Below are 22,601 nucleotides of genomic sequence, written 5' to 3' on the forward strand. Positions count from 1 at the left end.
GAATGAAGAGCGATCGCGGCGATATCGAACTGGCAGGCGTCTGCAAGAGCTTTGACGGCGTGACCAACGTCGTCGACGGCGTCAACCTCAAGATCGCCGATGGCGCTTATTGCTGCTTCATTGGCCCCTCCGGCTGCGGCAAGACCACGATCTTGCGCATGATCGCGGGTCACGAGGATCCGACCGCAGGCGAGATCGTGATCGGCGGCCAGAACGTGGTGGGCCTTGCGCCGGTGCAGCGGCGCACTGCGATGATGTTCCAGTCCTACGCGCTGTTCCCGCATCTGACGGTCCGCGAGAACATTGCCTTCGCCCTGCGGGTGCGGGGCCAGTCCAAGGCCGATCGCCTGCGCGCCGCAGACGCCATGATCGAGAAGGTGCGGCTGACGCAATTCGCCGACCGCCTGCCGGCCCAGCTCTCGGGCGGCCAGCAACAGCGGGTGGCGCTGGCGCGTGCGGCGATTACCGAGCCGCGCGTGCTGCTGCTCGACGAGCCGCTGTCGGCGCTCGACGAGCAGCTCCGGGTCCAGATGCGCCAGGAGTTGCGACGGATGCAGCAGGAGCTCGGCATCACCTTCATCCACGTCACTCACACCCAGCTCGAGGCGATAGCGCTGGCCGACCTCGTCGTGGTGATGGAGCAGGGCAGGATCAAGCAGGCAGGACCGGCGCGCGAGGTCTACGCCCATCCGCACGACCGCTACGTCGCCGAGTTCATGGGTGGGCAGAACGTGCTGTCGGGTCGGGTCGAGAAGGTCAACGGTGCGAGCTTCACGCTGGCGCAGGCTGCTCCCTCCGGCATCGAGGTGCCGCTTCTGGCTCGCCCGACCGTCAGCGTCGGCGACAAGGTCGATATTGCTGTGCGTCGCGATGACGTCGCGCTGGTCAGGCCGGGCAGGGAGCTCCCGCCGGGCTGCACCACGTCGCTTCCGAGCCGGGTGCTCGCGATTGAATACCAGGGCTACTTCGTGAAGGTCATGCTCGACACGGTGCCGGACGACGATTTCGTCGCCTATGTGCCGGAAAAGACCTTCTTCGCAGATCCCTTCACCGTCGGCGATGTCGTGATGGCCACGTGGGCCACCGGCAGCGCGTTGCCACTCGCCTAGAGCCCCGTCGCGCAGGAGTATGACCGTGCAGATATCCTTTACACTCAACGGCCGGCCAACCACCGTGGACGTCGAACCGGCGACGCTCGTCGCCGAGCTGCTGCGCGAGCAGCTCAATCTCACCGGCACCCATATCGGCTGCGACACCAGCCAGTGCGGCGCCTGCGTGGTGCATCTCAACGGACTGCCCGTGAAAAGCTGCACGCTGCTGGCGCCCGCGCTTGACGGCGCGACGCTGCTGACCATCGAGGGCCTCAAGGGCGCGCCGGGCTCGAACAGGATGCATCCGATGCAGGAAGCGTTTCGCGAGCATCACGGCCTGCAATGCGGCTTCTGCACGCCCGGCATGCTGATGACCGCGGTCGCACTTGCCACCGAGAAACCGGACCTGACGGAAGCCGACGTCCGTCACGGCCTTGAAGGCAACATCTGCCGCTGTACCGGCTATCAGAACATCGTCGTCTCGGTCATGGCCGGCGCCGCCGCCATGAATGCCGCCAAGGGAGAGTGACTATGGGCACTGTGATCGGCATCGGCGCCGCACCGAAGCGCAAAGAGGACCAGCGCTTCCTCACCGGCCGCGGCAACTACGTCTCCGACATCAAGCGCCCGGGCATGACATCAGGCGTGTTCGTGCGCTCGCCCCATGGCCATGCGGTGCTGCGCGGCATCGACAAGAGCGCGGCGCTGGCCTCGCCCGGCGTCATCGCGGTGCTGACCGGCGACGATGTTTCCGACGACGGACTGGGCTCGCTGCCCTGTGGCTGGGGCATCACCGACGCCAAGGGCGTGCCGATGAAGGAGCCGCCGTTCCCGATGCTGGCGCAGGACAAGGTGCGCTTCGTCGGGGACATGGTGGCGTTCGTGATCGCAGAAACGCCGGAGCAGGCCAATGCGGGTGCCGAGCTCCTGAAGGTCGACTACGAGGTGCTGCCCTCGGTGGTCGGTGTGCTCGAGGCGATCCGACCAGATGCGCCGCAGTTGTTTGACGATGTGCCGAACAACATCTGCTGCGACTGGGAGCTCGGCGACAAGGCTGCGGTCGAATCCGCCTTCAGGAAGGCGGCGCATGTCGCAAAGCTCAGCCTCGTCAACAACCGCCTCATCGGCAATCCGATGGAGCCGCGCGCGGCGATCGCCGAATACGAGCCCGGTACCGACCGCTACACGCTGTGGACCACCAGCCAGTTCCCGCACGTCGTGCGCTTCCTGATGGGCGCGCTGGTGCTGAACATCCCGCAGCACAAGCTGCGCGTGGTCGCGCCCGATGTCGGCGGCGGCTTCGGCGTCAAGCAGTTCCACTACGGCGAGGAAGCCGTGATCACCTGGGCGGCCAAACGGGTGATGCGGCCGGTGAAATGGGTCGCGAGCCGTTCCGAAGGCTACGTCTCCGATCGCCACGGCCGCGATCACGTCACCGAGGCCGAGCTTGCGCTCGACGAGACTGGAAAATTCCTCGCGTTCCGGGTCAAGACGCTGGCCAATATGGGCGGCTATCTATCGACGTTCGGTCCCAACATTCCGACCAACCTCTATGGTCCGCTGCTGGGCGGTGTCTACACCACGCCTGCGATTTACTGCAATGTGAAGGTGGTCTTCACCAACACCGTGCCTGTCGACGCTTATCGCGGCGCGGGCCGGCCCGAGGCGACCTTCGTGCTGGAGCGTATGGTCGACGTCGCAGCCGCCGAGATGGGGATCGATCGCGTCGAGATCCGCCGCCGCAACATGATCCCGAAGGAAGCCTATCCGTACCAGACACCGGTGCTGGTGCAGTATGATTCCGGCGATCCCATGGGCTGCCTCGACGGCGCATTGGTCGCCGCCGACGTCAAGAATTTTGGCGTACGCAAGGCGGCCTCCGCCAGCAAGGGCAAATTCCGCGGGCTGGGTTACTCCACTTATGTCGAAGCCTGCGGCCTCGCGCCGTCGCGCTTTGCAGGGCGGCTTGGCGCGCGCGGTGGTCTCTATGAGAGCGCCACGGTGCGGGTGCATCCAACCGGCCAGGTGACGGTCATGATCGGCACGCACAATCATGGCCAAGGCCACGAGACGACCTTCGCGCAAATCGTCTCAGACAAGCTCGGCGTCGCGTTTGAGAATGTCGACATCGTGTTCGGCGACACTGACCGTGTGCAGTTCGGCATGGGCACCTACGGCTCGCGCTCGCTGGTCGTTGGGGGCGCCGCGCTGTCGAAGGCGACCGACAAGGTGATCGTCAAGGGCAAGAAGATCGCCGCGCATCTGCTCGAAGCGTCCGAGGCCGACATCCAGTTCGAGGCCGGAAAATTTTCCGTCGCCGGCACGGACCGCATCAAGACGTTCGAAGAGATCGCGGGCGCCGCCTATGTGCCGCACGACTATCCGCTCGAGGTGCTGGAGCCGGGGCTCGAGGAGCAGGCCTATTACGATCCCGTCAACTTCACTTATCCCGGCGGCAGCCACATCGCCGAGGTCGAGGTCGATCCGGAGACCGGTACGGTGACGCTCGTCAACTACACAGCGGTGGACGACGTCGGGACGGTCATCAACCCGATGATCGTCGAAGGCCAGCTGCACGGCGGCATCGTGCAGGGCGTCGGCCAGGCGCTGTTCGAGAACGCGGTCTATGACGAAGGCTCGGGCCAGCTCCTTTCAGGCTCGCTCATGGATTACTGCATGCCGCGCGCCGATCATCTGCCGATGATGAAGGTGGCGACCCACTCCACGCTCTGCACACACACACCGATGGGCGTGAAAGGCTGCGGCGAGGTCGGCACCATCGGCTCGCCCGCCGCCGTCATCAACGCCGTGGTGGATGCGCTGTCGCATCTCGGCGTCACCCATGTCGACATGCCGGCGACACCGAACCGGATCTGGCGGTTGCTGCAAAACGCATCGCTGCCGGTGGCCGCGGAATAGGGAGGACACAACAATGAAACCATTTGGGTACCACCAACCCGGCCAGATCCCCGATGCGGCCAAGTTGTTGACCTCGATCGAGGACAGCAAGCTCGTGGCCGGTGGCATGACGCTGATCCCGACATTGAAGCAGCGGCTGGCGAGCCCGGTCGCGCTAATCGATCTGTCGAAGCTCGGAAGCCTCATGGGCATCACCGACGACGGTGCCACGATCACCATCGGCGCGATGACGCCGCATGCGGTGGTGGCGGCCTCGAAACTGGTGCAAACGAAAATTCCCGGGCTCGCGGCACTTGCGTCCATGATCGGCGACCCCGCCGTGCGCAGCCGCGGCACGATTGGCGGCTCCGTCGCAAACAACGATCCGGCCGCTGATTATCCCGCAGGCGTGCTTGGCCTCGGTGCCACCATCATCACCAGCACGCGCGAGATCGCTGCCGACAACTACTTCCTCGGTCTGTTCGAGACCGCGCTTGAGCCGGGCGAGATCATCACCGCGATCCGCTTTCCGGTGCCGCTCAAGGCAGGCTATGCGAAGTTCAAAGCGCCGGCCTCGCGCTACGCGCTGGTTGGTGTGTTCGTGGCCAAATTCGCCGACGGGGTCCGCCTCGCCGTCACCGGCGCGGGGCCGGGCGTGTTCCGCGTGCCGCCGATGGAGGCGGCGCTGTCCGGCAGTTTCGATCCATCCGCGATCGCGGCGATCAGGATCGACACAGACGGCCTCACTTCCGATATCCATGCCGAAGCCGACTACCGTGCGCATCTCGTCACGGTCATGGCCAAGCGCGCCGTCGACACGGCGCTCAGCTAGCTCCTTAGGGTTGATGATGACTGATGGTTCCGGCCGAACGGCCTTCCCGCCGGCGCCGACTGGCCTTGGCGCTCTTTCTGCAACCGAGATCATGGCTGGCTACCGGCGCAGGGCGTTCACTCCGCGCGACGTCGTCGACGATACCATCGCCGCACTTCAGGCGACGAACGAAGCCTGCAATGCGGTGGTGACGCCGATGTACGGGCAGGCGAGGGCGGATGCCGACCGTGTCACCAAAGAGATGCGGGCAGGCGAGGCCAAGGGGTCGCTCGCTGGCGTACCCGTCACGATCAAGGATCTCGTCTTCGTTGCGGGAGTGCCGGCCTATGCCGGCTCGCCGATGAACAAGAGCTTTGTGCCCGAAGCCGATGCTGCCGTGGTGTCAGCGCTGAAAGCGGCTGGTGCGATCATCACCTGCAAGACGACGACCTGCGAGTCCGGCTACAAGCTGACGGCAGATAGCCCGGTTACCGGCATCACGCGCAATCCCTGGAATCCCGGCCGCACCAGCGGCGGGTCGAGCGGCGGTGCGGCGGCGGGTGTGGCCGCCGGTTGCGGTCCGATCGCGATCGGCACCGATGGCGTCGGCTCGATCCGCGTGCCGTCCTCCTTCTGCGGCGTGTTCGGCTTGAAGCCGACTTTCGGCCTCGTGCCGCGCTCGCCCGGTTTCTCGCCGCCGTCCTGGGCCTCGCTCGCGCATACCGGGCCGATCACGCGGACGGTGGCGGACGCCGCGCTGACGCTGGAAATCATCGCAGGCTACGATCTGCGCGATGCCGCAAGCCTTCCGGTGTCCACGCGCCGCTTCGATACGAATGCAGGACGCCTGGATGGCATTCGTATCGGCGCCAGCGCCGATCTCGGCTACGCCGCCGTCAGCCCTGACGTCTGCGCGGCGTTTGGCAAAGCGCTCGCCATTCTCGATTCCTGCGGCGCGCAGGTCACAATGGATGGTCCAGGCCTCGATCCCGGTATTTTGGAACACACACTGAAGCCGATCGCCTTCACCGAACAGGCTGCCGCCGTCGCGACCAAGACGACGGCCGATCTCGCCAGTTCTGAGGCTGATTATCGCGATGTCGTCAGCGCCGGGCGGCATTACAGCGGCACGGATTATGTCGAAGCGAGCTACCGGCGCGGCCAGGCGCGCAGTGCTTTCGTCAAACTGTTCGAGCGCGTCGATGCGCTGGTGACGCCGACGGTCGCGGTGACCGCATTCGAGGCTGGCCAGATCGGTGTCGATAAGATCGACGGCCGCGAGGTCGATCCGCATCTCGGCTGGTCGCCCTTCACCTGGCCGATCAACCTCGCGGGTCTGCCGGCCGCGACGCTGCCCTGCGGCTTCGATCGCGATGGCATGCCGATCGGGCTTCAGATCATCGCGCCCTGGCTCGACGAACCCACGATCTTCCGCATCGCCGCCGCGTTCGAGCAGGCGCAGCCCTGGGCGAAGTTCTGGCCGCAGCTCGCGTTACGTGATGTGGGTGGAGGGCGCGCCAAGGGGTGAAACGGCCATAATGCAAGTGTGCCAGTGTTTTGCCCGACGTGTCAAATCGCCAAAGCACGATCCGAAAAAGTGGCGCCTCCTGGCTTTCCGAGACATGGCGCGGAAAGCCCTTTGCGAACAAGGCAGTTCTACTGTGCATGGGGTTGTTTTCGAGTTCTTGCGCGCCTAGCCGAGCTCGATCGGCGCGCCGCGGCCGCTCAGCTCTTCATCGAGGCGAAGATAATGCGCGAGATAGTCGTGCAGCGCGGTGGCTGCCTTCGAGGTGGCGCCGCTGGACTTGTACAGCAGCAGCTCGATCTTCGGCAGCGGCGGCAGACCCTCGTTCGGCCCGATCTCGCGCATCGCCGGCACCAATGCGCTGCGGCCGAGCACCGTGACGGCCATGCCGGCAAAGGCCGCAGCCTGCAGTCCGCCGACGCTTTCGCTGACGCAGGCGATGCGCCAGCGCAGGTTCGCGCGCTCGAGCGTGTCGATGGCGTAGTCGCGATAGATGTTGCCCGGCGGCAATAGCGCAAGCGGGATCGGACGTTCCTGATGCGCGGCGGATTGCTCTCCGGTCATCCAGACCAGTTGTTCGCGCCGCACCACCTGGCCGCCGGTGAAATCGTTCATGCGCGTGACGAGCGCGATGTCGACATCGCCGCGCTTGACGAGGCCGACCAGCGGCGTCGACAGCGCGCAGTTGAGCTCGACCTGTACGCGGGGGAAGGACTTTCGGAATACGCTGAGGATCGAGGGGAGCATGAAGGCGGCATAGAGGTCGGGCGTGCCGAGCACGACCTGGCCCTCGATCTCCTGTGACGCAAGCTGCGAAATCAGCTCGTCGTGCAACCTCAGGATCGATTTGGCGTAGGTGAGGACGGTGGTGCCGTCCTCGGTCAGCGTCAGCCTGCGGCCGCCATGCTCGAACAATTGCTTGCCGGTGAGTTCCTCCAGCCGCTGCAATTGCAGGGTAATCGCCGGCTGGGTGCGGCCCAGCCTTCGCGCTGTCTCGGTGATGCTGCCGGTCTCGACCACCGAGATCAGCGACCGGAGCATGCGGATGTCGAGACTGATGAGGTTCATGCGGCGTCCATATCGCCCAGAATTTATGCAAAATCCATGCTAGCGCACGCTGCGCCGCGGTTGTGGTGGCGGACCCGGACCGGCTTCAATCAAGAAGGCTAGCCCATTCGCGATGACATCATCAATCGCGACATCGAAACCAAGACGCGGCGAGAACGCGATGCGCTGACCGCGGATGTCGTCGGCCTGCCGGACGAGGACACAGCCACATTCTCGGCTTGCGGCAAGTCGAGCCTGATCGGATCGGGCTCAGCAGCACTGCACAGATTTGCTGCATGGCGATATGAATTCCAGCAGCCTGCGCTGCAATAACGCGCTTGACTTCGGTTTCGATCTCAACGACCGTATCAACCAAGCGTTGGGCAACTCAGCCCGTCAACGCGACGAGTTCAAATCATTTCCAACACCACGCGCACCTCGCGTGTTCGGTTGGCGGCGAGGGCGCCCTCGGCTTAACGGCCGGCGGGTGCTTTTTTGTTTTGGATCGAGTGATGGCGCGGACGCGATATCGTATCGGTGTGATGTTCTCGACCACGGGATCGTACAGCGTCGTCGCGCGTTCGATGCTCAACGGAGCGCTGCTCGCGTTCAGCGAGATGAACGCGGGCTCCGACACGATCGCGCTGGAGCCGGTCGTGGTCGATCCAACCGGCGATCTCGCCCAGTACCGCTCGCTTAGCCGGGACCTGCTCAACTCCGGGATCCGTCACGTCGTCGGCTGCTACACCTCCTCAAGCCGGAAGGAGGTCATTCCCTGCTTCGAGAAGTTCGACGGCATGCTCTGGTATCCCTCGCACTACGAGGGTTTCGAGAGCTCCGACAACGTCGTCTATACGGGGGCCGCGCCAAATCAGCACGTCCTTCCGCTGGTCGACTATCTCGCTACGCGCGTCGGCAAGCGCGCCTTCTGCGTCGGCTCCAACTACATCTGGGCGTGGGAGAACAATCGCATCTTCCGCGAGGCGCTTGCCGCGCGTGGTGGCACCGTGCTGGCCGAGCGCTATCTCTCGGTCGGCGATACTGAAGTCGACCAGGTGATCGCGGCGATCATCGACCAGCGGCCCGACTTCGTCTTCAACAACCTGATCGGCACCAGCGCCTACGCGTTCTTCCGCGCGTTCCGCGCCGCCTGCCGCGCGCGTGGCATCGATCAGGCAGCGGAAATCCCCGTTGCCAGCTGCACGTTGTCGGAGCCGGAGCTGCCCGAGATCGGCCTCGATGCGGTCGATGGGCATTTATCATCGAGCGTCTATTTCTCCTCGTTGAACTCCCCCGAAAATGCCGCCTTCATCGCCGCCTATACGCGATCGTTTCCGGAGGGGCCGGTGTCGTCGGCCGACGCCGAAGCCTCCTATATCGCCGTCAAGCTGCTCGCGGCGGCCTTGTCGCAGGCCGGCACCGACGACGCCCGCACGGTGCGGGCCGCGGTCGCCGACCAGCGACTGCGCGCACCGCAAGGAGAGGTTCGTATCGACCGGCAGACCTTTCACGCGTGGCTCACGCCGCGGATCGGCCGCTCGGCGGCCAACGGGCAGTTCGAAGTGCTGCTGGAATCGCGCGAGCCGATCGCGCCCGATCCCTATCTCGTCCAGTCGTCGCCGCGCTTTGCAAGCGCCATGCGCTCTCCGCTGTTGAAGGTGGTGCAATCATGAGCTCCCGACTGTTACAGAACTTCAAGGGCGGCCGTGCCATCGTAGTCACCCGGCGAGGGGGGTGGGAGAGCACGCTCGAAACCACGCTGGCCAAACTCGGCGTCTCCACTGAATATCCGGAGATCATCGACGGCCGTGCCCAGATCGATGTCGTTGGCCTCCAGGCCGATCGCGACATCCTGTTCGTCGACGGTGATCTTGAAGGCGCGGTGGCAATCGAAGTCAGCGCGGCCTCGCGGTTGCCGCCGGTGCCGGTGATCGGTCTCGTCGGCGTCGAGGCTCCGAGCCGGCTGAAGGCGCTGGTCAATCTCGGCGCCACCTCGTTCCTGCGCAAGCCGGTGCATGGCGGTGCGGTCTATACCTCCCTGTTCATGGGCATCAACCAGTTCCTGCTGCGCTCCGAAATGTATGAGCGCCTGCAGGTCCTCGAGGAGCGCCGTCGCGGCCGCCGCGCGGTGATCCGGGCGGTCATCTTGCTGATGCAGCAGGGCGGCCTCGACGAGGAAGGTGCCTATTCCCAGCTCCGTCGCGACAGCATGCGCGCGCGGCAGAACATGGAACTCTATTGCGAGGAGTTTCTGAGCAAGCGGGCGAAGCCGCCCGATACGTCCAGCCGCACGACCGGCATCACGCTGCAAGGCGGTAAGAAGCAGGCCATCTAGGAGAAGCAAAATGAGCAAGTCTGTATTGCGGGGGCTGCGCGCCGCAGCCCTCACGGGGACGCTTGTCCTCGGATCACCCCTACAATCGGCGCTCGCGGCGGAAAACCCGATCAAGCTTGGCGTGCTGGAGGATCAGTCCGGCGATTTCGCCGCGGCCACGATCGGCAAGGTTCACGCCATCCAACTCGCCGCCGACGAGATCAACAAAGCCGGCGGCATCATGGGCCGGCCGCTGGAGCTCGTCGCTTACGACACTCAGTCCGACAACACCCGCTACCAGGAATTCATGCGGCGCGTGCTTCAGCGCGACAAGGTCGACGTCGTGTTCGCGGGCTTCTCCTCGGCCTCGCGCGAGGCGTACCGCCCGATCGTCGACCAGTTCAACGGCTTCGCCTTCTACAACAACCAGTACGAAGGTGGCGTCTGCGACGGCCACATGATCGTCACCGGTGCCGTGCCGGAGCAGCAGTTCTCGACGCTCATTCCCTACATGATGGAGAAGTACGGCAAGAACGTCTACACGCTCGCGGCCGATTACAATTTCGGTCAGATCTCGGCGGAATGGGTGCGCAAGATCGTCAAGGAGAACGGCGGCAAGATGGCCGGCGAAGAGTTCATCCCGCTCGGCGTATCGCAATTCTCCCAGAGCATCCAGAACATCCAGAAGGCAAAGCCGGACTTCGTGGTCACGCTGCTGGTCGGCACCGCACAGGCCTCCTACTACGAGCAGGCGGCCTCCGCCAACGTCAACTTGCCGATGGCGTCCTCGGTCAATGTCGGCCAGGGCTACGAGCACAAGCGCTTCAAGCCGCCGAGCCTGAAGGACATGTACGTCACCACCAACTACATCGAGGAAATCGACTCGCCGAAGAGCAAGGAGTTCTACGCCAAGTTCAAAGCGAAATTCCCGAGCGAGCCCTATGTGAACCAGGAGGCGGAGAACTCCTATCTCGCCGTCTACCTCTACAAGCAGATGGTCGAGCGGGCGAAGTCGACCAAGCGCGAGGACATCCGAAAGGTGATCGCGCTGGGCGATGTCTGCATGGACGCGCCGGAAGGCAAGGTCTGCATCGACCCGAAGAGCCAGCACATGTCGCACACGATCTATCTCGCCAAGGTCGGTGCCGATCATTCGATCTCCTTCCCGAAGGTCTGGGAGGACATCAAGCCGTACTGGCTGGGTGAAGCCGGCTGCGATCTCACCAAGAAAGATCCGATGGCGCAGTACACGCCGTCGAATCCTCCGCCGAAGCCCTGACCCGGCGGCTGATCGCCCCGGCCCTCGCGGCGGGCCGGGGCGGTCAAGAACATCTCGCTGCGTCTTCCCACATATCGGTTGGTTCATGGACATCGCGACCCACGTCTTCTCGGCGCTCTACCAATTCGGCGACGCCTTTGCGTTCCTAGTGCTCTCGGCCTGCGGGCTCGCCGTGATCTTCGGCATGATGGGCGTGATCAATCTCGCCCATGGCGAGTTCATCATGTGCGGTGCCTATGTGACGGCCGCGACGGTTCATGCCGGCCTGCCATTGCCGCTGGGCATTCTGGCGGGCACAATCGTGTCCGCGCTGGTTGGCGTCCTGGTGGAGCTTGCTGTGATCCGCCATCTCTACGACAGGCCGCTCGACACCATCGTCGCGACCTGGGGGCTCAGCCTGATCGCGACGCAGGGCACCCTGATCATGGTGGGCTCGACCATGGCCGGCGTCGGCACGCCGTTCGGCAGCTTCCAGGTCGGCGACTACTCCTATTCGATCTACCGCATTGTGCTGTTCTGCGCGGCGCTCGGCGTGCTCGCCGCGCTCTACGCGCTGTTCAACTGGACGCGCTTCGGCGTGCTGGCGCGCGCCACCATCCAGGTGCCGCATATGGCGGCGGCGCTCGGTGTCGATACGCGCCTGATCTACAGCCTCACCTTCGCCTGTGGCGCGGGGCTCGCTGGCCTCGCCGGCGGGCTCTACGCGCCGACCATGACGTTGGTACCGACGATGGGGGCGACCTTCATCATGGAGGCCTTCGTCACAGTGGTGATCGGCGGCGCCGATGTTTTTCTCGGCACCGCGCCGGCGGGCACCGTTCTGGCGGTGGTGAAATCGGTGATGACGTCCTGGCAGGGACAGCTGTTCGGCCAGATCGGCCTGCTGGTTGCCGTCATCATCGTGGTCCGGGTCCTGCCGAAAGGCATCTCCGGCTTCGTGCTGCGTGAGCGCACCTGACGGAGTGATGGCGTCGTGACTGGTTTCCTCTCGTTGTTCCGCCGTCTCGAAGGCCCGCAGACCGTCGGTCGCGGTCCCGGCTTCTGGGGCCTGTTTGCCCTCGTGCTCGCGGTCGCGCTGGCCTATCCGCTGTTCAGCGACGGCTACACGGTCGGCAACACCGTCTACTTCTTCGTATGGGTCTTCATCGCGCTCAGCCTCTGCGTGATCTGGGGCTATGGCGGCTCGCTGTCGTTCGGCCAGACCGCGTTCTTCGGCATCGCGGGCTACGGCTACGGCGTCCTCACCATCAATTTCGGCTCGGCCTACGGCTTCACGTTGCTGGCGCTGGTGATTGCGGTGGCGATCGCCGCGCTGTTCGCGGTTCTGCTCGGCTATTTCATGTTCTTCGGCCGCATCGCCGGCGTCTTCCTCGGCATCGTCACGCTGGCCGTGACGCTGATGCTGGAACGCTTCATGGCGCAGACCGCAGGACCCGAATGGCACATCGGCAGCGCAAGGCTGAACGGCTTCAACGGCATGAGCGCGATGCCGCCGCTGACCATCCCGTGGCCCGGCGAGCCCATCGTGCTGTTCGCCGATATCGGGCTCTATTACCTCGTGCTCTGCCTTCTTGTCTTCGTCTATCTCGCCTTGCGCGTCCTGATGAACTCGTCGTTCGGCAATGTCATCGTGGCCATCCGCGAGAATCCTGAGAGGGCGGAGATGCTGGGCTACGACATCCGCAAGTACCAGCTCATCACCTTCGTCATCGGTGCCGCGCTCGCGGGCCTGTCCGGCGTGCTCTACACGGTGTGGGGACAGTACATCACGCCGTCGAGCATGGGCATGACGGCTGCGGCGCTGCCGCTGATATGGGTCGCAGTCGGCGGTCGCAGCGATCTGACGTCGACCGTGATCGGCACGCTGGTGGTGCTCGCCGCGTTCCAGGCGCTCACGATCTACGGCAGCCAGTACGCGCTGGTCTTCATGGGCGTGCTGCTGGTGCTCACGGTCCTGATCGCCCCGAACGGTCTCGTGCTCGGCGTGATGAACTTGCTCGGCCGCATCGCCGCCCGTTTCACGCAGAGGGCCGGCTGATGTCGCTGCTCGAGCTGCGCAAGCTGAACAAGCATTTCGGTGGCCTGCACGTCACCAACTCCGTCGATCTCACGCTGCAAGCCGGCGAGATCCATTGCCTGATCGGCCCGAACGGCGCCGGCAAGAGCACGCTGTTCCGCCTGATCCTGGGCGAGCATCATCCCGGCAGCGGTGACATTCTCTTCGCCGGAGAGAACATCACGGCGCTGAAATCCTTTGCCCGGATTCGCCGCGGCCTCTCGGTCAAGTTCCAGGTGCCTGGCGTGTTCAAGGGCCTGTCGGTCCGCCAGAATCTCGAGATCGCCCTGCAGAGCCGGCATCGCGGGGCGGAGCTCGAATCCGAGATCGGCCGGCTGCTGAGCTTCCTCGGGCTGGAATCGGAGCAGGCGCAGATCGCCGGCAATCTCAGCCACGGCCAGAAGCAATGGCTCGAGATCGGCATGGCCGTCAGCTTGAAGCCGCGCCTTCTGCTGCTGGACGAGCCGACCGCCGGCATGTCGCCCGAGGAAACCCACATGACCGGTGAGATGGTGCAGCGGCTCAATGCCGACGGCATGACGGTGCTGGCCATCGAGCACGACATGGCCTTCGTCCGGCAGGTCGCGCACCGCGTCACCGTGCTGCATCTCGGCCAGGTCTTCGCGCAAGGCTCGATCGACGAGATCGTGGCTGACGAACGCGTGGCGGCGATCTATCTGGGGCAGGCCCATGCTTGATGTGCCGCGCAAGGAAGTGATCCTCGCAACGCTGGGTCTGCGTGCCGGCTATGGTGGCAAGCCGGTGCTCCAGGGCCTCGAAATCGAGGTGCGGGAAGGGGAGATCGTCGCCGTCATCGGACGCAACGGTGTCGGCAAGTCCACGCTGATGAAGAGCCTGATCGGGCTCGTGCCGGCGATGAGCGGCTCGATCGTCTATCGAGGTGAGGCGGTGGAATCTCTCCCCGCGCACAAACGGGCGCGCCTCGGCATGGGGTATGTGCCACAGGGGCGCGACGTGTTTCCGCGGCTGACCGTCGGCGAGAACGTCGCTGTCGGCGCAGCGATCAAGGGCGGCGGTATTCCCGAAGCGGGGCGGCGCAAGATCGTTGACGCCTTTCCGATCCTGGCCGAGCGCTGGAACCAGCGTGCCGGCACCATGTCCGGTGGCCAGCAGCAACAACTCGCGATCGGGCGCGTCCTGATTGCGGATCCCAATCTGATCCTGCTCGACGAGCCCTCGGAGGGCATCCAGCCCAACATCGTCCAGGACATCGCGCGCAACATGGTCGAGCTCAACCATAGGACCGGGGTGACCATCATCCTGGTCGAACAGAACCTCGACATGATCCGCGCCATGGCGCAGCGTTGCTATGTCATGGACAAGGGACGCATCGTCGCGAACCTCGATCGCGCGGCGCTCGACGATGCGGCGAGATGCGCCGTCATCTTGCGGTTTGAAGACTAGCCAACGACAGAAGGAGAAAAGCAAATGTCCTGGCAGAAAGACTCCATCATGGCCCGCAAGGGCATCGCCAAGGGTGAGCGAGGAACCCGATACAGCATCACGGAGCACGAGCAGGGCAAGTACCACTATGTCTATGGCCCTTACGTGAATCCAGTGCTGACCGTCGATCCCGGTGCGGTGGTGGCTGCCGAAACCCACGACGCGTTCGAGGGCGCCATCAAGAAGGAGACCGACAGCCCGTCGAAGATTCTCAACTTTCCGTTCCTCAATCCGCAGAACGGGCCGATCCACGTCAACGGCGCCGAGAAGGGCGACACGCTCGCGGTCTATATCGAGAGCATCGTGCCGCGCGGGCCGCAGCCCTGCGGCACGACCGTGGTGATGCCTGATTTCGGCGGCCTGGTCTCGACCGGGCAGACCGCGCTGCTCAACCCGGCGCTGCCGGAACGGGTCAAGAAGCTCGAGATCGACGCCAAGACCGGAACCAAATGGAACGACAAGATCACGCTGCCATATGAGCCATTCATCGGCACCATCGGCACCTCGCCGGAGATCGAGGCGATATCCTCGCTGGTCCCGGATTATTACGGCGGCAACATGGATCTGCCCGACGTCGGCGTCGGCGCGATCATCTATCTTCCTGTCAACACCAAGGGTGCCTTGCTCTATCTCGGCGATTGCCATGCAGCGCAGGGTGACGGCGAGCTCTGCGGCGTCGCCATCGAGCATCCGACGGTGACGACGGTGCAGGTCGATCTGATCAAGGGCTGGACCATCGCCTGGCCGCGGCTCGAGACCAGGGACTTCATCATGACGATCGGCTCGGCGCGCCCGATGGAAGATGCAGCCCGCATCGCCTATCGCGAGCTCTGCCGCTGGATGGCGGCTGACTATGGTTTCGACGAGATCGACGCCTACATGCTGCTGACCCAGGCCGGCCGTATCAGGCTCGGCAACATGGTCGATCCCAAATACACATTGGGAGCCTCCATCAAGAAGTCCTATCTCGCTTGAGGCTGGCCGGAATGTCCACCATTCACAAGGTCGCGGCGGTCCAGTTTGAGCCGACCATGTTCGAGAAGGCGCGCAATGTCGCTCGCCTGCTCGAGCTCTGTGAGCAGGCGGCGATCGCCGGTGCAAAGCTGATCGTCACGCCGGAGATGGGAACGACCGGCTATTGCTGGTTCGACCGGGCCGAGGTCGCGCCGTTCGTCGAGGCCATTCCGGGGCCGACCACGAGCCGCTTTGCGGCGCTGGCGCGCAAACATGACTGCTACATCGTGGTCGGCATGCCCGAGGTCGACGAGGACAACATCTACTTCAACACGGCCGTCCTGATCGGGCCTGATGGAATCGTCGGCCGCCACCGCAAGACGCACCCCTATATCTCCGAGCCGAAATGGGCTGCGGCTGGCGACCTGCACAATCAGGTGTTCGAGACGCCAATCGGGCGGATCGCGCTCCTGATCTGCATGGACATTCATTTCGTCGAGACCGCGCGGCTGATGGCGCTCGGCGGCGCGGATGTTATCTGCCACATCTCGAATTGGCTGGCGGAGCGCACGCCGGCGCCTTACTGGATCAGCCGCGCCTTCGAGAACGGCTGCTACGTCATCGAGAGCAATCGATGGGGGCTTGAACGCACGGTGCAGTTCAGTGGCGGCAGCTGCGTGATCGCACCGGACGGGCAGGTGACGGCGGTGCTCGACAAGGGCGATGGGGTGCTGCTGTCGGAGATCGATCTCGACGCCGCACGCGCGCGCCGCGTGCTTGGGGAGGCCGTCTTCGCGCAGCGGCGGCCCGAGCTCTATCCGGAGCTGCTAACCGATACGTTCAGCTGGAATCCGCGCGACTTCTTCGGTCTCTATGGCCACGACCCCTGGCCGACCGGCAAGACGTCGCGGGTCAGCGTCGCGCAATTTACGCCAGGCGACGACATCAGCCAGAATCACGAGAAAATCTCGGTGCTCGCCCGCAAGGCCAGGGCAGAAGGCGCGGAGCTCGTCGTCTTCCCGGAGCTCGCCCTGACGGGCCTTGCCGATCCCGCACGAGGGGCGCAACCGATTTCAGGACCGGCGGCCGACAGCCTTGGCAGGCTTGCAGAGGAGCTCGACCTCTATCTTGTCTATGGCCTCGCCGAGCGCGACGGCGATCTAGTCTACAACAGCGCTTGCCTCGTTACGCCGGATGGGGACATCTCGGTCTATCGCAAGACGCATCTCACCGCCGACGAGCGAAGCTGGGCGACGGCCGGTGACGGTTGGACGGTTGTCGACACGCCAATCGGTCGCATCGGGCTATTGATCGGTCACGACGCCTCGTTTCCCGAGGCGGGCCGGGTGCTGGCGCTTCGCGGCTGCGATATCGTCGCGTGTCCTGCCGCGATCAAGGGGCGCTTCAGTTCGTCGCATGCGGGCACGGGGGTCGAACAGCGAAAGCCGATTCCAACCGGCCCGGATTCGCACCATTGGCACCATTTCCGCGTTCGCGCCGGCGAAAACAATTTGTTCTTCGCCTTCGCTAATGTCGTCGATCCGGAACGCGGCTATCCTGGGCTCAGCGGCGTATTCGGTCCCGACACTTTCGCGTTCCCGCGGCAGGAAACGATCGCGGCCGACGGCACGGGGCTTGCCACTGCGCTGGTCGACACCACCAACCTCGACAGCGTCTATCCAACCAATGTCGTGCGTCGAAAGGATCTGGTGTCGATGCGCATGCCGCACAGCTATCGCGGATTGGTCAAAGTGGCTGCGCACAACTACTGAATCAAGAAAAGGAGACGGGTCATGGATCTAGGACTGAAGGGCGCCAAGGTTCTCGTCACGGGAAGCACCAAGGGAATCGGCCGCGCGATCGCCGAGACATTTGCCGCCGAGGGCGCCGATGTCGGTGTGTGCTCGCGCAATCTGGCCGAGGTCGAAAGCACGGTCGCCGCGCTCAAGGCCAAGGGCGTGGCGGCCTTTGGCGGTGCGGTCGATGTCGCCGACGCGGCGGTTCTAAAGACCTGGGTCGGCGATATGGCGTCAAAGCTCGGCGGCATCGATGTCGTCGTCGCCAATGTCAGCGCGCTCGCGATCGGACAGGACGACGAAAGCTGGCAGAAGGAATTTTCGACCGACATGATGGGCACGGTCCGGCTGGTCAATGCGGCCATGCCGTATCTGGAGAAGAGCGCGGCCGGCGCGATTGTCACGATATCAAGCGTCTCCGGGCGCGAGGTCGATTTCGCGGCCGGCCCCTACGGCACCTTCAAGGCGGCAATCATCCATTACACGCAAGGGCTCGCCAATCAGCTCGCGGGGAAGGGCATCCGCGCCAATTCGGTCTCGCCGGGCAACACCTATTTCGAGGGTGGGGTTTGGAACATGATCAAGGACAACAATCCAGAGCTCTACAAGACCGCGCTGGCGCTTAATCCGACGGGACGGATGGGGACACCGCAGGAAATGGCTAACGCCGTGGTGTTTCTCGCGAGCCGCGCGGCGAGCTTCATCACCGGGACGAACCTCGTTGTCGATGGTGCATTGACGCGCGGCGTCCAGTTCTAGCGAGGGCGCAATCAGAGCACGCGGAACTTTGCCAGGACGCAGTGAACGCTTGTTGCCGCCGACCATCTGCGTCGCCACTAGGGGCGGCCGCAATCGAGCAGAGTGTATGGGCATCCTGCTATAGCGGATCCTGACTGGCGCGAAGGGCAGCCGGCGCAACGATGATCAAGAGAAAGAGAGATGTGAGGGATCTCACACGGGGATTTCGACTCTTGCACTAAGCGGACCATGCAGTGCTGGTGGCTGGGAGTGCGCGAACTAATTCGCTCGAGAGACGTGGTAACGATCGACGCAATGGATGCGCGGTTTCGTTGCCCTGATCAGCGGAGCAAGCGAGCTGCCTTGGGCAAAGTAAGAGACTGGGTGCACCAGGATTATAAACGTGCCGCGTCGCTCACGACGACATTCGAAAACGCCGGCATTTCCACGGCGGCGCTGAATGACCGGTATTTCCTGGATCCGGGCGAGCTCCAAAGTCTGGCGCGTCATCCTCTCGCGTTGTCGCCGTCGGTAAAGGTGGTGGGCACGCTCCGCTTTGCCCACCCTACGACAGCAGAGCGTATCGCCGCTACTTCCCCCACCGCAGCGCCAGCGCATCGCGTTCCTTGGCGAGCTCCAGCAGCCCCGCGCGCGTTGCCGGATGCAGCGGTTGCAAGGGATGGCGTACCGCTTCCGACTTGATCACGCCGCCGGCCTGCATCATCGCCTTGCAGGCGATCAGGCCGCATTGGCGGTTCTCGTAGTTGATCAGCGGCAGCCAGCGCTCATAGGCGGCTTTCGCCTTTTCGCGATCGCCGGCGAAATAGGGATCGATGATCTGGCGGATGCCGTCGGGATAGCCGCCGCCGGTCATCGCGCCGGTGGCGCCGGCGTCGAGATCGGCGAGCAGCGTGATCGCCTCCTCACCGTCCCAGGGACCCTCGATGTCCTTGCCGCCCGCCTCGATCAGGCTGCGGAGCTTTGAAGCAGCGCCGGGCACCTCGATCTTGAAATAGCGGATGTTGGAAAACTCCCGCGACAAGCGCGCGAGCAGCTCGACCGACAGCGGCGTGCCCGCGACCGGCGCATCCTGGATCATGATGGGAATGGTGATCGCGCCGGAGAGCACCTTGAAGAATTCGACGATGCCCTTCTCGGGCACGCGGAAGGTCGCGCCGTGATAAGGCGGCATCACCATCACCATGGCAGCACCCGCGGCCTCAGCCTGCTTGCTGCGCGCCGCGCAGACGGCGGAGCTGAAATGCGTGGTGGTGACGATGACGGGAACCCGGCCAGCGACATGCTCCAGCACGGCATGCATCACGGTCTCGCGCTCGGCGTCGGTGAGCACGAACTGCTCGGAGAAGTTTGCGAGGATGCAGAGGCCGTGCGAGCCGGCATCGATCATGAAATCGATGCAGCGGCGCTGGCCTTCGAGATCGAGCTCGCCGCGCTCGTCGAAGATGGTGGGCGCGACCGGGAACACGCCGCGATAGGGGCGCTGGGCCTTGTGTGGGGTAACCGGCATCGAACTCTCCATCCCTGAGGTATCTTACGTCTGGTGCCGCGCTCGTGCGGCGGCACAGATGTACTCGCCGCGCGAACCGGCGGCAATGCCCGCGCGACGTCGGGATGGAAGAACTGAGTGAAGCTAGGCGGTCTTCACCGCGCCGAGGAAGCCCTCGACCGCGACGCGGAGACGATCGGCATCCGCCGACATCTTCTTCACGGATTCGGATAGCACCGTGCCGGCGTTGCCGGTCTCCTGGTTCAGCCTGGCGACGCTGCCGATGGTGTCGGTGACCTCGCGGGTGCCCTGGGCTGCCTGCTGGAAGTTGCGCGAGATCTCGGTGGTGGCCGCGCGCTGTTGCTCGACCGCGGCCGCAATCGCCGTCATCTTCTCGTCGATGCCGCTGATGGCGCCGCCGATGGCGCGGATCGCGGTCACCGCCTGGCCGGTCGCGCCCTGGATCTCCTCGACCTGGCGCGAAATCTCTTCCGTCGCGGTCGCCGTTTGCGCCGCAAGGCTCTTGACCTCGCCGGCGACCACCGCGAAGCCGCGGCCGGCTTCACCGGCGCGTGCGGCTTCGATGGTTGCGTTCAGCGCGAGGAGATTGGTCTGGCCGGCAATGGCGTGGATCATCTTCACGACTTCGCCGATGCGGCTTGCGGTCTGGTCGAGGATCTCGACCGTGGCGTTGGTCTGCGCGGCCTGCGACACGGCCTCGCGCGCCTCGCGGGCGCTCGACTGCACCTGTGCGGAGATCTCGCCGACCGACGCCGAGAGCTCTTCGGTTGCAGCTGCGATGGTCTCGAGATTGTTGGTGGCCTGCTCGGCTGCAGAGGAGACCGCTGCGGTCTGGCTGCTCGATTCCGAAACCAGCGAGCGCACGCCGGTCGCGGTGGCATCGAGCTCCTTGGTCGAGGCCACCACGCTCTGGATGACCGCCTGCACGGTATCGTCGAAGCTGTGGCAGGCCGCATCGACGGTGCCGGAGCGGGCGAGCTGCAGCGCCTGCTGCGATTCGCGTTCCTGGCCGAGGCGCTCGGCGGTTGCCGCGCTCTCGCGCAGGCTTTCCAGCGCGGCGGCCATGGTGCCGAACTCGTCCGGATATTTCGATTGCGGCACCGGCGTCGCATAGTCGCGGGCGCTGATGCGCGCGATCGCGTCGAGGATGGCGCGCACCGGGCGCATCAGGCGGTTGCGCACGACGTACACGCCGGCCATGGTCACGGCGAGCGCGAGCAGGAAGGCGAGCGACTGCACGATGAGCTTGGTCAGCGCCGTCGTCTGAACCGCCTCGGCGCGCGCGATCGACTGGTCCAGCGCCTTGGTCGCCACGCCGACAATCAGCGGGAACGGTGACTGGCACAGCGTGTTCCATTCGGACGCCGGCATCGCGGGCTTGCCGCTGCCATCAAAATTCTTGGTGAGATCGCCGATCTGCTTGAGGACGCCGTCGGTCTTGGCCTTGGCCTCCGTCGCGGCCGTCACCAGCTCCGCCGTCACATCTGGCGCAGCCAATAGCTCCGCCATGCCGGCCCAGCCGGAGTTGATCGTGCCGTCCCATTGCGCCACGGATCGCTTCTGGGCGTCGTCGAGCGGCTTGCTGCTATTGACGTTCGAGCGCAGCGACGAGCAATGGATGCCGTAGCGGTCGCGCACCTGCCAGGCGAAACGGCGGACCTGGATCATGCGGGCGATATAGGGATCGTTCATCCAGGCGCGGTTCGACACCGCGGTCGAGGCGAGGTTCGCGGTGTCGATCACCTTGGTGACGGCATCGTACCAGGAATTGGTCCGCTCGATCTTGCGCTCGGCGCGCGGACGCTTGGCTTCGTCGTAGAACAGCTGGAACTGCGGCGCGGCGTCGCTCCAGCGCTGCTTCAGCGTGTCGGCGAGCTCGTCGCGGCGCGCGAAATCGACAGTCGCAAGCGCGGCGATGATCCCGTCATAGCCGGCCTGCTCGGCCTTCTCGGCTTCGGCAAGCTTTGCCTTGGGATCGTCCTCGCCGAGGATGGCGCTCTGGGCATCGCCGCGATTGTTGCGCAGGGACAGCACGCCATGGAAGATCGCCTTGTCGGCAGCGGCAAGCCGCGCAGTCTCGAGGCTGTCGCTGTAGCGGCCGAAGGCTCCGACCATCTGGATCGCGGTAGAGGCGAGCGCGCCCACGGCCAGCAGGGCCATCAAGGTCAGGAGAAGCGAGCTTACCGATTTCTTAAACATTGCCATGGGGGTCAGGGGGCCTGCTTTGTAACTGCGGGCCACCCTGCATCGCGACATGCCAAGGATCGGTTAAGGTTTTAGTCAAATTGCCGGGAGTTCCCCGGCCTACTGACGCTTTACGCTGGCGAAATCAGGCAACCTTGGTGAAATCGGGCGGGCGGCGCTCGGCAAAAGCGGTGAACGCCTCGCGCGCCTCGGCGGTGCGCAGCCGCTGCGCGAACTGCTCGCTCTCGGCCTGCATCTGCGCCACCAGCGCCTCGCCATTGCGCATCAGCTTTTTGGTTGCGGTGAGCGCGCCGGCCGGCTGGCGGGCGAGACGCTGCGCCAGCGCGAGCGCCTCCGCATCGAGCTTGTCGAGCGGCACCACGCGGTTGGCGAGGCCCCATTCCAGCGCCGATTTGGCCGGAACGGTCTCGCCGAGCGCGAACATCTCATAGGCGCGGGCATGGCCGATCCGCGCCGGCATCAACAGGCTGGAGGCGGCTTCCGGCACCAGCGCGAGGCTGACGAAGGGCGTCGACAATTGCGTGTTGTCGGCGAGCACGACGAGGTCGCAATGCAGCAGCATCGTGGTGCCGACGCCGACCGCGCGGCCCTGCACCGCCGCGACCAGCGGCCGGGTGCAGCGCGCCAGCGACTGGATGAAGCGCACGACGTTGCGGCTGCCTTCCGACTTGCCCGATGCGACGGCCGCGAACTCGCCGACGTCGTTGCCGGCGGTGAACATGTCGCCCTCGCCGCGGATCAGGATCACGCGGGCGGACGGATCGAACTCGGCGGATTCGATGCTGTCGGCGAGCTTGCCGTACATCGCATCGGTCAGCGCGTTCTTCTTGTCGGGGCGCGCCAAAGTGAGCGTGAGAATTCCGCGGTTGTTCTCAACTCGCACATGCTCGGTCAT

Annotated in this window: 18 protein-coding genes and 1 pseudogene; 15 read left to right on the top strand and 4 right to left on the bottom strand. The window is 64.7% G+C overall.

Annotation, left to right across the window (positions count from 1 at the left end; genetic code table 11):
- Window positions 1-2: 2 nt before the first annotated feature.
- From FOM02_RS40960 to FOM02_RS40980, 5 genes are read left to right on the top strand one after another with little or no spacing between them, the layout of a single operon-like run.
- Window positions 3-1,109 (top strand): ABC transporter ATP-binding protein, encoded by a 1,107-nt coding sequence (locus FOM02_RS40960; protein WP_027557106.1) that lies wholly within the window; start codon window positions 3-5, stop codon window positions 1,107-1,109.
- Window positions 1,110-1,128: 19 nt separating this feature from the next.
- On the top strand, window positions 1,129-1,620 hold the full coding sequence (locus tag FOM02_RS40965) for a (2Fe-2S)-binding protein (RefSeq protein ID WP_027557107.1): 492 nt from the start codon (window positions 1,129-1,131) through the stop codon (window positions 1,618-1,620).
- A 2-nt stretch (window positions 1,621-1,622) separates the two neighbouring features.
- Complete coding sequence (locus FOM02_RS40970; protein ID WP_265441026.1) at window positions 1,623-4,010, top strand: xanthine dehydrogenase family protein molybdopterin-binding subunit; 2,388 nt, start codon at window positions 1,623-1,625, stop codon at window positions 4,008-4,010.
- A gap of 13 nt (window positions 4,011-4,023) precedes the next feature.
- A complete protein-coding gene (locus tag FOM02_RS40975; RefSeq protein ID WP_027557109.1) occupies window positions 4,024-4,821 on the top strand; it encodes an FAD binding domain-containing protein in 798 nt (265 codons plus the stop codon).
- Between the two features lie 16 nt (window positions 4,822-4,837).
- Window positions 4,838-6,328 carry an amidase gene (locus FOM02_RS40980; RefSeq protein WP_027557110.1) on the top strand — a complete coding sequence of 497 codons (1,491 nt, stop codon included), beginning with the start codon at window positions 4,838-4,840 and terminating at the stop codon, window positions 6,326-6,328.
- A gap of 165 nt (window positions 6,329-6,493) precedes the next feature.
- Here the strand turns inward: FOM02_RS40980 and FOM02_RS40985 are convergent, their stop codons facing one another.
- Complete coding sequence (locus tag FOM02_RS40985) at window positions 6,494-7,393, bottom strand: LysR substrate-binding domain-containing protein (RefSeq protein ID WP_027557111.1); 900 nt, start codon at window positions 7,391-7,393, stop codon at window positions 6,494-6,496.
- Between the two features lie 491 nt (window positions 7,394-7,884).
- Here FOM02_RS40985 and FOM02_RS40990 point away from each other — a divergent pair, with 491 nt between their 5' ends.
- The 10 genes and pseudogenes from FOM02_RS40990 (at window position 7,885) to FOM02_RS41035 (ending at window position 17,994) form a co-directional block, all read left to right on the top strand.
- Window positions 7,885-9,045, top strand: coding sequence for a transporter substrate-binding domain-containing protein (locus FOM02_RS40990; protein WP_027557112.1), 1,161 nt, complete (start codon window positions 7,885-7,887; stop codon window positions 9,043-9,045).
- Window positions 9,042-9,707 carry an ANTAR domain-containing response regulator gene (locus FOM02_RS40995; protein ID WP_027557113.1) on the top strand — a complete coding sequence of 222 codons (666 nt, stop codon included), beginning with the start codon at window positions 9,042-9,044 and terminating at the stop codon, window positions 9,705-9,707. The genes FOM02_RS40990 and FOM02_RS40995 overlap by 4 nt, the downstream gene beginning before the upstream one ends.
- A 10-nt stretch (window positions 9,708-9,717) precedes the next feature.
- The gene (locus FOM02_RS41000; RefSeq protein WP_027557114.1) at window positions 9,718-10,965 is read left to right on the top strand and encodes an urea ABC transporter substrate-binding protein; all 1,248 of its coding nucleotides are present in this window, start codon (window positions 9,718-9,720) and stop codon (window positions 10,963-10,965) included.
- A gap of 85 nt (window positions 10,966-11,050) precedes the next feature.
- Entirely contained in the window at window positions 11,051-11,923 is an 873-nt protein-coding gene (locus FOM02_RS41005) for an ABC transporter permease subunit (RefSeq protein WP_027557115.1), read from the top strand.
- 15 nt (window positions 11,924-11,938) lie between these two features.
- On the top strand, window positions 11,939-13,003 hold the full coding sequence (locus FOM02_RS41010; RefSeq protein WP_027557116.1) for a branched-chain amino acid ABC transporter permease: 1,065 nt from the start codon (window positions 11,939-11,941) through the stop codon (window positions 13,001-13,003).
- Entirely contained in the window at window positions 13,003-13,719 is a 717-nt protein-coding gene (locus tag FOM02_RS41015; protein ID WP_027557117.1) for an ABC transporter ATP-binding protein, read from the top strand. Before FOM02_RS41010 ends, FOM02_RS41015 begins: the two co-directional genes overlap by 1 nt.
- Window positions 13,712-14,439, top strand: a pseudogene (locus FOM02_RS41020) (ABC transporter ATP-binding protein). The gene FOM02_RS41015 and the pseudogene FOM02_RS41020 overlap by 8 nt, the downstream one beginning before the upstream one ends.
- A gap of 31 nt (window positions 14,440-14,470) precedes the next feature.
- Window positions 14,471-15,460 (top strand): acetamidase/formamidase family protein, encoded by a 990-nt coding sequence (locus tag FOM02_RS41025; RefSeq protein ID WP_027557119.1) that lies wholly within the window; start codon window positions 14,471-14,473, stop codon window positions 15,458-15,460.
- 11 nt (window positions 15,461-15,471) lie between these two features.
- Window positions 15,472-17,211, top strand: a complete 1,740-nt coding sequence (locus FOM02_RS41030) for a nitrilase-related carbon-nitrogen hydrolase (RefSeq protein ID WP_027557120.1) — start codon at window positions 15,472-15,474, stop codon at window positions 17,209-17,211.
- 21 nt (window positions 17,212-17,232) lie between these two features.
- Window positions 17,233-17,994, top strand: a complete 762-nt coding sequence (locus FOM02_RS41035) for an SDR family NAD(P)-dependent oxidoreductase (RefSeq protein ID WP_027557121.1) — start codon at window positions 17,233-17,235, stop codon at window positions 17,992-17,994.
- Between the two features lie 568 nt (window positions 17,995-18,562).
- Here FOM02_RS41035 and FOM02_RS41040 read toward each other — a convergent pair.
- From FOM02_RS41040 to FOM02_RS41050, 3 genes are all read right to left on the bottom strand, one after another.
- Entirely contained in the window at window positions 18,563-19,501 is a 939-nt protein-coding gene (locus FOM02_RS41040; RefSeq protein WP_027561497.1) for a dihydrodipicolinate synthase family protein, read from the bottom strand.
- 123 nt (window positions 19,502-19,624) lie between these two features.
- Window positions 19,625-21,706, bottom strand: coding sequence for a methyl-accepting chemotaxis protein (locus FOM02_RS41045; protein ID WP_027561498.1), 2,082 nt, complete (start codon window positions 21,704-21,706; stop codon window positions 19,625-19,627).
- 124 nt (window positions 21,707-21,830) lie between these two features.
- Window positions 21,831-22,601, bottom strand: coding sequence for an enoyl-CoA hydratase (locus FOM02_RS41050; protein ID WP_027561499.1), 771 nt, complete (start codon window positions 22,599-22,601; stop codon window positions 21,831-21,833).

It is taken from the genome of Bradyrhizobium sp. SEMIA (assembly GCF_014844175.1).
Classification (GTDB): Bacteria; Pseudomonadota; Alphaproteobacteria; order Rhizobiales; family Xanthobacteraceae; genus Bradyrhizobium; species Bradyrhizobium arachidis.

Coding starts and splice junctions, on each gene's coding strand:
- FOM02_RS40990 (WP_027557112.1), top strand. CDS start 7,885: ATGGCGCGGACGCGATATCGTATCGGTGTGATGTTCTCGACCACGGGA.
- FOM02_RS40985 (WP_027557111.1), bottom strand. CDS start 7,393: ATGAACCTCATCAGTCTCGACATCCGCATGCTCCGGTCGCTGATCTCG.
- FOM02_RS41000 (WP_027557114.1), top strand. CDS start 9,718: ATGAGCAAGTCTGTATTGCGGGGGCTGCGCGCCGCAGCCCTCACGGGG.
- FOM02_RS41040 (WP_027561497.1), bottom strand. CDS start 19,501: ATGCCGGTTACCCCACACAAGGCCCAGCGCCCCTATCGCGGCGTGTTC.
- FOM02_RS41015 (WP_027557117.1), top strand. CDS start 13,003: ATGTCGCTGCTCGAGCTGCGCAAGCTGAACAAGCATTTCGGTGGCCTG.
- FOM02_RS41005 (WP_027557115.1), top strand. CDS start 11,051: ATGGACATCGCGACCCACGTCTTCTCGGCGCTCTACCAATTCGGCGAC.
- FOM02_RS40970 (WP_265441026.1), top strand. CDS start 1,623: ATGGGCACTGTGATCGGCATCGGCGCCGCACCGAAGCGCAAAGAGGAC.
- FOM02_RS40995 (WP_027557113.1), top strand. CDS start 9,042: ATGAGCTCCCGACTGTTACAGAACTTCAAGGGCGGCCGTGCCATCGTA.
- FOM02_RS41025 (WP_027557119.1), top strand. CDS start 14,471: ATGTCCTGGCAGAAAGACTCCATCATGGCCCGCAAGGGCATCGCCAAG.
- FOM02_RS40965 (WP_027557107.1), top strand. CDS start 1,129: ATGACCGTGCAGATATCCTTTACACTCAACGGCCGGCCAACCACCGTG.
- FOM02_RS41045 (WP_027561498.1), bottom strand. CDS start 21,706: ATGGCAATGTTTAAGAAATCGGTAAGCTCGCTTCTCCTGACCTTGATG.
- FOM02_RS40960 (WP_027557106.1), top strand. CDS start 3: ATGAAGAGCGATCGCGGCGATATCGAACTGGCAGGCGTCTGCAAGAGC.
- FOM02_RS40975 (WP_027557109.1), top strand. CDS start 4,024: ATGAAACCATTTGGGTACCACCAACCCGGCCAGATCCCCGATGCGGCC.
- FOM02_RS41030 (WP_027557120.1), top strand. CDS start 15,472: ATGTCCACCATTCACAAGGTCGCGGCGGTCCAGTTTGAGCCGACCATG.
- FOM02_RS41035 (WP_027557121.1), top strand. CDS start 17,233: ATGGATCTAGGACTGAAGGGCGCCAAGGTTCTCGTCACGGGAAGCACC.
- FOM02_RS40980 (WP_027557110.1), top strand. CDS start 4,838: ATGACTGATGGTTCCGGCCGAACGGCCTTCCCGCCGGCGCCGACTGGC.
- FOM02_RS41050 (WP_027561499.1), bottom strand. CDS start 22,601: ATGACCGAGCATGTGCGAGTTGAGAACAACCGCGGAATTCTCACGCTC.